We start from the raw sequence: 6,483 nt of genomic DNA, 5'->3' as shown, positions 1-6,483 counted from the left end.
CGATCCATCCGGCCGTTTTGTCATCGCCAGCGCTGACGAAGTGATACAGCCGGTAGAGCAGGCAAGCACGACAATCTATCGCTCGCGCTGATCGCTTTCGGCCTCGAACGCACGCTTGCCCTTGCGCTGCCATAGAGCCAGCGCCTGTTGCCGATCCTCTCCGCGCAGCCTGTCCGCGACGGCGAGAAAGGCGCCATAGAGTGTGGCACGATTGTCATCGACGAGATCGACCAGGCCGGCCTTGATGACGAGGCCACCCAATTCGATCAGATGACGGGTCCGTTCCCGGCGCTTGACGGCCCAGTCTCGCCTGTCGGTTCTTGCCTTCTGTGCCTCAAGCCGATGCCGAGCCACCGTCGAGCGGGAGAGTGCCGCTCTGGAGGCGATCAGGTCCGCCCGCAGGCTGGCGCTTGTCGCCGCGAAAGAAGGCGGCGCCTGCCTTGCGCCACGCCTCCTTGGCTGTCGCATCCTTGCTGCGCGCCGCATGAAGGAGCACCCCGGCCAGCATATCGGCGTCGAGCACATCCGCGCCGGTTGCCGCGACCAGTTCGCCCAACTGGCGTACGCGCCGTTCCTTCAACTGCTTTGCCTTGTCAGCCAGCGCCTTCAGCTCCGAATCAAAATCGCGGGGTTTGCGCATGATCAAGTCTCCGTTGAATGATGATGCACTCATGATAGAAGAAGGACCTGTGGCACGCAGTAGAGTCGCCGGGACAGTCTGACACCGCCTAGTCCCTTCCAGGAAAATTTCGAGAAGGGCGCGCTTATACGTCGTGCCGACGTGCGCTTAAGGCAGTAGATGGTATGTCGCTATGGCGATCTACCATTTCTCCGTTCAAGTCATCGGGCGCGGCCAAGGGCGCAGCGCCGTTGCGGCAGCGGCCTATCGCGCGGCCGAGCGGCTGCACGACGAGCACCTCGACCGCACCCATGACTTCACGAACAAGGCGGGCGTCGTCCATTCGGAAATCCTCCTGCCCGAAGGCGCGCCCGAACGCTTTTCGGATCGCGCCACCCTCTGGAACGAGGTTGAAGCGACCGAGAAGCGCAAGGATGCGCAACTCGCGCGCGAAGTCGAGTTCGCCATCCCGCGCGAGATGAATCAGGCGCAGGGCATCGCGCTCGCACAGGATTTCGTGCGCGCCGAGTTTGTCGATCGCGGCATGATCGCCGACCTCAATGTGCATTGGGACATTGGCGCAGACAAGCTGGCGAAGCCCCATGCCCATGTCATGCTCACCATGAGGGAGGTCGGCGAAGACGGCTTCGGCGCAAAGGTCCGCGACTGGAACCGCACTGAACTTGTCGAGGAATGGCGCGAGCGCTGGGCCGATCACGTCAACGCCCGTCTTGCCGAACTGGATATTGATGCCCGCATAGATCACCGATCTTTGGAGGCGCAGGGCATCGACCTTGAACCACAAGACAAGATCGGCCCCGCCGCATCACGCATGGGCGAGCGCGGCCTTGAATCCGAGCGGATCGAGGATCACCGTGCCGTCGCCCAGCGCAACGGCGAGAAGATCATTGCCGACCCGTCCGTAGCGCTCAATTCGATCACCCACAATCAGGCGACGTTCACCAATCGCGACCTTGCGATGTTCGTCCACCGGCACAGCGACGGCAAGGACCAGTATGACCGGGCGATGAGCGCGGTTCGTGCCTCGCCCGACCTGATCGCGCTGGGCAAGGACGGGCGCGGCGAGGATCGGTTTACCAGCCGCGACATGATCGAGACCGAGCAGCGGTTGCAGCGCGCGTCCGAACTGATGGCTGGGCGCGAACGGCATCGCACGGACGAGAATTCGCGGGAGGCGGCATTGGTCAGCGCGGAGGGGCGCGGATTGTTGCTGTCGGGAGAGCAGTGCGCGGCGTTCGAGCATGTGACCGGCGATCGGGATTTGAGCATCGTCGTAGGTTACGCAGGCACCGGCAAGAGCGCGATGCTGGGCGTTGCACGAGAGGCGTGGGAGCGGTCGGGGTTCGAGGTGCGCGGCGTGGCGCTGTCGGGTATCGCGGCGGAGGGGCTGGAGAATGGTTCCGGCATCGCCTCGCGCACCATCGCCAGCATGGAATATGGCTGGGCCAACGGACGCGATCTTCTCACTGCCCGCGACGTGCTGGTGATCGACGAGGCGGGCATGGTCGGCACCCGCCAGATGGAGCGCGTGCTCTCCCATGCCGAAAGAGCGGGCGCGAAGATCGTGCTTGTTGGCGATGCCGAGCAGTTGCAGGCGATCGAGGCGGGCGCGGCGTTCCGCGCCATTCATGAACGGCACGGCGGCGTCGAGATCACCGAAATCCGCCGCCAGCATGAGGACTGGCAGAAAGACGCGACCCGCCATCTGGCGACCGGGAGGACCGGCGAGGCGATCCGGGCCTATGCAGATCATGGCATGCTGCATGCCGCCGAGACCCGCGAACAGGCGCGTGGCGATCTGATCGTTCGCTGGGACGCTGCGCGGCTGGCCGAACCCGACAAGACGCGGATGATCTTCACCCATACCAATGACGAGGTGCGGACGCTCAACGAGATGGCGCGCGATCGGCGGCGCGATGCGGGCGAACTGGGCGACGATGCCCGTGTGAAGACCGCGAACGGCGACCGGGACTTTGCGTCCGGGGATCGCGTCATGTTTCGGCGCAACGAACGCAGCATGGACGTGAAGAACGGCACGCTGGGGACCATCGAGCGCGTCAACGAGCAGAGCATGAGCGTGCGCACCGATGACGGGCGCTCTGTGGCGTTCGACCTGAAGGACTATCGCGACCTCGATCATGGCTATGCCGCCACGATCCACAAGACACAGGCGGTCAGTGTCGATCGTACCCATGCGCTCGCCACGCCGGGGATGGACCGGCACGGAACCTATGTCGTCCTCACCCGCCACCGGGAGGGCGTGGACTTCCATTATGGGCGGGATGATTTCAAGGACGATTCCCGCCTAGTCCGCACCCTGTCTCGCGAGCGCGCCAAGGACATGGCGAGCGACTACCGCCAGGTCGATCCGGCCAAGGAATTTGCCGAGCGGCGCGGAATCAGCTTCGGCGAGCGCGTCGCGGAAATCGTCAGACCGATCGCAGAGAAAGCGCGCGGGATCTTCGATGGGTTGCGCCTCTCGCTGCCCGGTCAGGATCGCGTGCCATCGCCCGCGCCCGAACCCGGACGCGGCATGTTCGACGGTCTGGACCTCGGCCGCTTCGCTTCCGCGCCTGTTCACGATCCAGCCCGTCATCAACAGCGCGAGCATGATCCGCAGCCGATGCGCGCAGGCGGTTTGCGCGGGGCGGTTGAGCGCTACGCCAAGGCGGTGGATGCGATCCGGCAGACCCGTGCGCAGGGCATCGATCCCATGCCCCACCAGCGCGAGGCGCTGGACCGGGCACGCGACGCTCTGGATGCGATCCGGCCCGAAGGCTCGACAGATTTGAACAGTGCGTTTCGGGCTGGCCCGGAACTGATCCGCGAGGCAGCGCAAGGACGCGGCCATGAGGCCGTGCGCGCGATGCAGGCGGAGGCGGAAATCCGCATCGATCCCTACAGCCGAGCTGACAGGTTCGTGGAAGGCTGGCAGCAGTTGCAGCGCCAGCATCAGGAGCTTGTGCGCGACGGCAATTTCCGGGGTGCGAAGACCACGGCGCAGCACATGGCCGACATGGCGAAAAGCCTTGAGCGCGACGCCCAGCTTGAGTCCGTGCTGGGCCTGCGCAGCCGCGAGCTTGGCCTTGAGATTGGTCAGGACATGGGCCGCAGCATCGGCCGTGACCTCGCCGCTTCCATCCCCTTCGATCATGGCCGCGACATGAGCCGCGGCATGGAACGCTAGACCAAGGAGAAGTGCATATGGACGATCAATCCCTGTTGAACGAGCCGGAACCCCGGCCGCCGACCGGCACGGCGGCGGAGGCGTTCGCGCACCTGGCGGCGCGCGTGGAGGCGATGGAGCAACGTATGGACGGGCGTCTGGCGGTGATCGCCCGCGCCCTTGAGCATATCGCCGTCGAGAAGCAGAGCATCGAGGTTCCCGACTACAATCCAACGCTCGCCAAGATCAACGCCGCCCTGGCCGAGATCGCCAAGCGTATGAAGGCGTTTGCGCAGTCCGAAGCGCTCAACATGACCCCGGAGAGCATGGCGGAACGAATTACCGTGTCAGCGGACGCGGCGCGGGACACGGACAAGGCGTACATCAAACAGGCACAGGCGCTTCTGCGCGAAGCCCATGCGGATCAGATGCGGGTTATCGGCGCGATCCGCACCAAGGATCGGCAACGCCGGCACACTCTTTACGCTGGCATAGGCACGGCGCTGGCGGTATCGCTCCTGTGGCTGTTCTATCCGGGATGGGCGGCGAGCCTTGCACCCAATGGCTGGCACTGGTCCGAACGGATCGCTACGCGCACGATGGGGGAGGCATCGCCATGGGAAGCAGGCATCCGTCTGATGCGCGCCGGGAACCCGGAAGGCTGGCAGGGTATCGTTGATGCAGCCGACATGGCGCGCGAGAACCATGACCCCATCGCCGCGTGCAAGAGAGCGGCGGAGAAAGCCAAGGAGCCGGTGCGATGCTCGATCAGGATAGGGCAACGTTAGTCGGTTCGATTAGCGACAGGCCGTAAAGCCGATACGCTCATGGTCAAATCGAAACTCTCAAAGGGAACGGCAATGCCATACCTTCCCCTAAAACCTAGGACCAGACCAACCGAGATTTGGCGAGAAAGCGCTAAAACCCGACGCTAATGACCCATATAGATCACGAAACTTAGTTTTCGAGCACGCGATAATTGTACCGTTGAGTACATCGCCTTATACGGAAGCAGGGTTCGAACGCTGAGGACAACGACAATAGATCGTAAAGGGATCGCGCCTGATAGATCCATATTTGCAAATTGATAATAAGGCTAGCAACAATTTGGAAACAAATCAAATCAGTAATTTGATTGATAGCGAAGGTTGCGTTAGCCTGCGATTCGCCCAGTGAGGGCGACTAACGAGTGGAGGTACTATGTCAGAGACTACGAAACCCGCCTCGGATAAGGATTTTGCTGCCGAAATCGAGCGTACACTTTCGTCGAAACTCGCTCGAACTCTCGACGAAGGCGAACTGGGCGAAATTGCCGGCGGCACTTGTGCAACGCAACACCCCGGATTTGGAACCTGTGACGATTGGGCCCAGCCCTAATCGTCTGGCTCCCCCTCTGAAATTTGGAGGGGGGCCTATTTCTCCAATGTACTAAGCGAGTACCATTGTGAAAAGCGGGCTATTTAGAGAAGATTTTCTAAGAAATAGGAAAAATAATCTTCAGGGAGAAATCATACTACCGGCGAAAATTTCAAAATTATCCATCTCATTTGGACTCATGAGTTTTTTCATTGTTGCCGGCGTCTGGTCTTACTTCACACCATTTCCTAATCGGGTCTCTGGCCGCGGATTTGTGATACGCGGGTCTTCGCCCTTGATAATAAAATCTCCTAAAAATGGGATAATAATCTCTTCACAATTTAATGAGGGAGATTTTATTAACAAGGGAGACATAATAGCTGAGCTAGACACAGCTCTTGTCGCTTCCGAAAATCGGAACGAAGTACGGTCTCTAATAGAGCAGCAAGCAGCTGCGGCTTTTGACCAATATAATCTTGAACTTGAAATTCAGCCAATAAATCGAAAAAAGATGATCAAGGAGAGAGAAATAGCGCGCCAGCAATTGGCAGAGGCATATAGTCAACTGCAAATTCAGGAAGTGTTGGTCGAATCCGCTAAGGCTTCTTTCAAACAGATAGAGGAAGTCGCTCGGCGAGGCTTCATTAGTAAGACGGAGACGGAGCGACGATATCAGGAAGTGCTCGTTAAGCAGCAGAATCTGTCTGCATTGCGTACGAAAGTAGCCGAAGCAAAGTCCAAAATCGACGCAATTGATTCCCAAATTGCAAGGGATCCAGTTGAGGCAAAGCAGCGCGAGCGAACAGCTTCGGCAGCCAAAGATGCAGCGAATGAGCGTTTGAAGACCCTCGATGCTCAGTCTCGATATGAAATTCGAGCTCTGGCTTCCGGTTACGCAGCCGGTTGGAACGCACGTGTCGGACGAACGGTTCGCGAAGATACCACGCTTGGCTCAATCATCGATGACGCATCGACGTTCTCAATTGAAGCGTACTTTCCCGCCAATCAACGGGGGAAGCTTCAGGTCGGCAATCGAGCCGTGATCCGTTTTGATGCCTACCCTCATCAACAATATGGACAGGTGTCAGCGACCGTTGCGCAGGTGTCGCTTTCATCGACCACCTCTGATCAAACGCCTGGACCTATCGCTCTAGAGGGGCCGGCTATACGAGTGGTACTCACTCCGTCACGGAGGGCAGCGTTACCAAAGGATTTGGGGCCAAATATGACCGCAAGCGTCGACGTTATTAGCAAGCAAACAACCGTCCTTGGTAGAATTACAGACGCCTTTCGTAATAAAATAAATTAGAAGATTGATATA

General features: G+C 59.8%; 5 protein-coding genes. 3 read left to right on the top strand and 2 right to left on the bottom strand.

The genetic code is table 11. The annotated features are described in order from the left end of the window. Positions 1 to 75: 75 nt before the first annotated feature. Together JQK15_RS27335 and JQK15_RS24215 are read right to left on the bottom strand one after the other, a co-directional pair. Positions 76 to 354 carry a conjugal transfer protein TraD gene (locus tag JQK15_RS27335; RefSeq protein WP_214868775.1) on the bottom strand — a complete coding sequence of 93 codons (279 nt, stop codon included), beginning with the start codon at positions 352 to 354 and terminating at the stop codon, positions 76 to 78. Beyond that, positions 335 to 640 carry a conjugal transfer protein TraD gene (locus JQK15_RS24215; protein ID WP_214868773.1) on the bottom strand — a complete coding sequence of 102 codons (306 nt, stop codon included), beginning with the start codon at positions 638 to 640 and terminating at the stop codon, positions 335 to 337. Before JQK15_RS24215 ends, JQK15_RS27335 begins: the two co-directional genes overlap by 20 nt. 172 nt (positions 641 to 812) lie before the next feature. Between JQK15_RS24215 and traA the strand changes: the two genes are divergently transcribed. The 3 genes from traA (at position 813) to JQK15_RS24200 (ending at position 6,471) form a co-directional block, all read left to right on the top strand. After that, positions 813 to 3,827, top strand: a complete 3,015-nt coding sequence (gene traA / locus JQK15_RS24210; protein WP_214868771.1) for a Ti-type conjugative transfer relaxase TraA — start codon at positions 813 to 815, stop codon at positions 3,825 to 3,827. Positions 3,828 to 3,844: 17 nt separating this feature from the next. Beyond that, positions 3,845 to 4,594 carry a DUF6118 family protein gene (locus JQK15_RS24205; RefSeq protein WP_214868764.1) on the top strand — a complete coding sequence of 250 codons (750 nt, stop codon included), beginning with the start codon at positions 3,845 to 3,847 and terminating at the stop codon, positions 4,592 to 4,594. Between the two features lie 656 nt (positions 4,595 to 5,250). Further along, positions 5,251 to 6,471 carry an HlyD family secretion protein gene (locus JQK15_RS24200; protein ID WP_214868761.1) on the top strand — a complete coding sequence of 407 codons (1,221 nt, stop codon included), beginning with the start codon at positions 5,251 to 5,253 and terminating at the stop codon, positions 6,469 to 6,471. The last annotated feature ends 12 nt before the right edge of the window (positions 6,472 to 6,483 follow it).

This window comes from Sphingobium sp. BHU LFT2, assembly GCF_018604485.1.
GTDB lineage: Bacteria > Pseudomonadota > Alphaproteobacteria > Sphingomonadales > Sphingomonadaceae > Sphingobium > Sphingobium yanoikuyae_A.
Note: the sequence above shows the minus strand (reverse complement) of the source record. Positions and strands in the feature narration are given on the sequence as shown.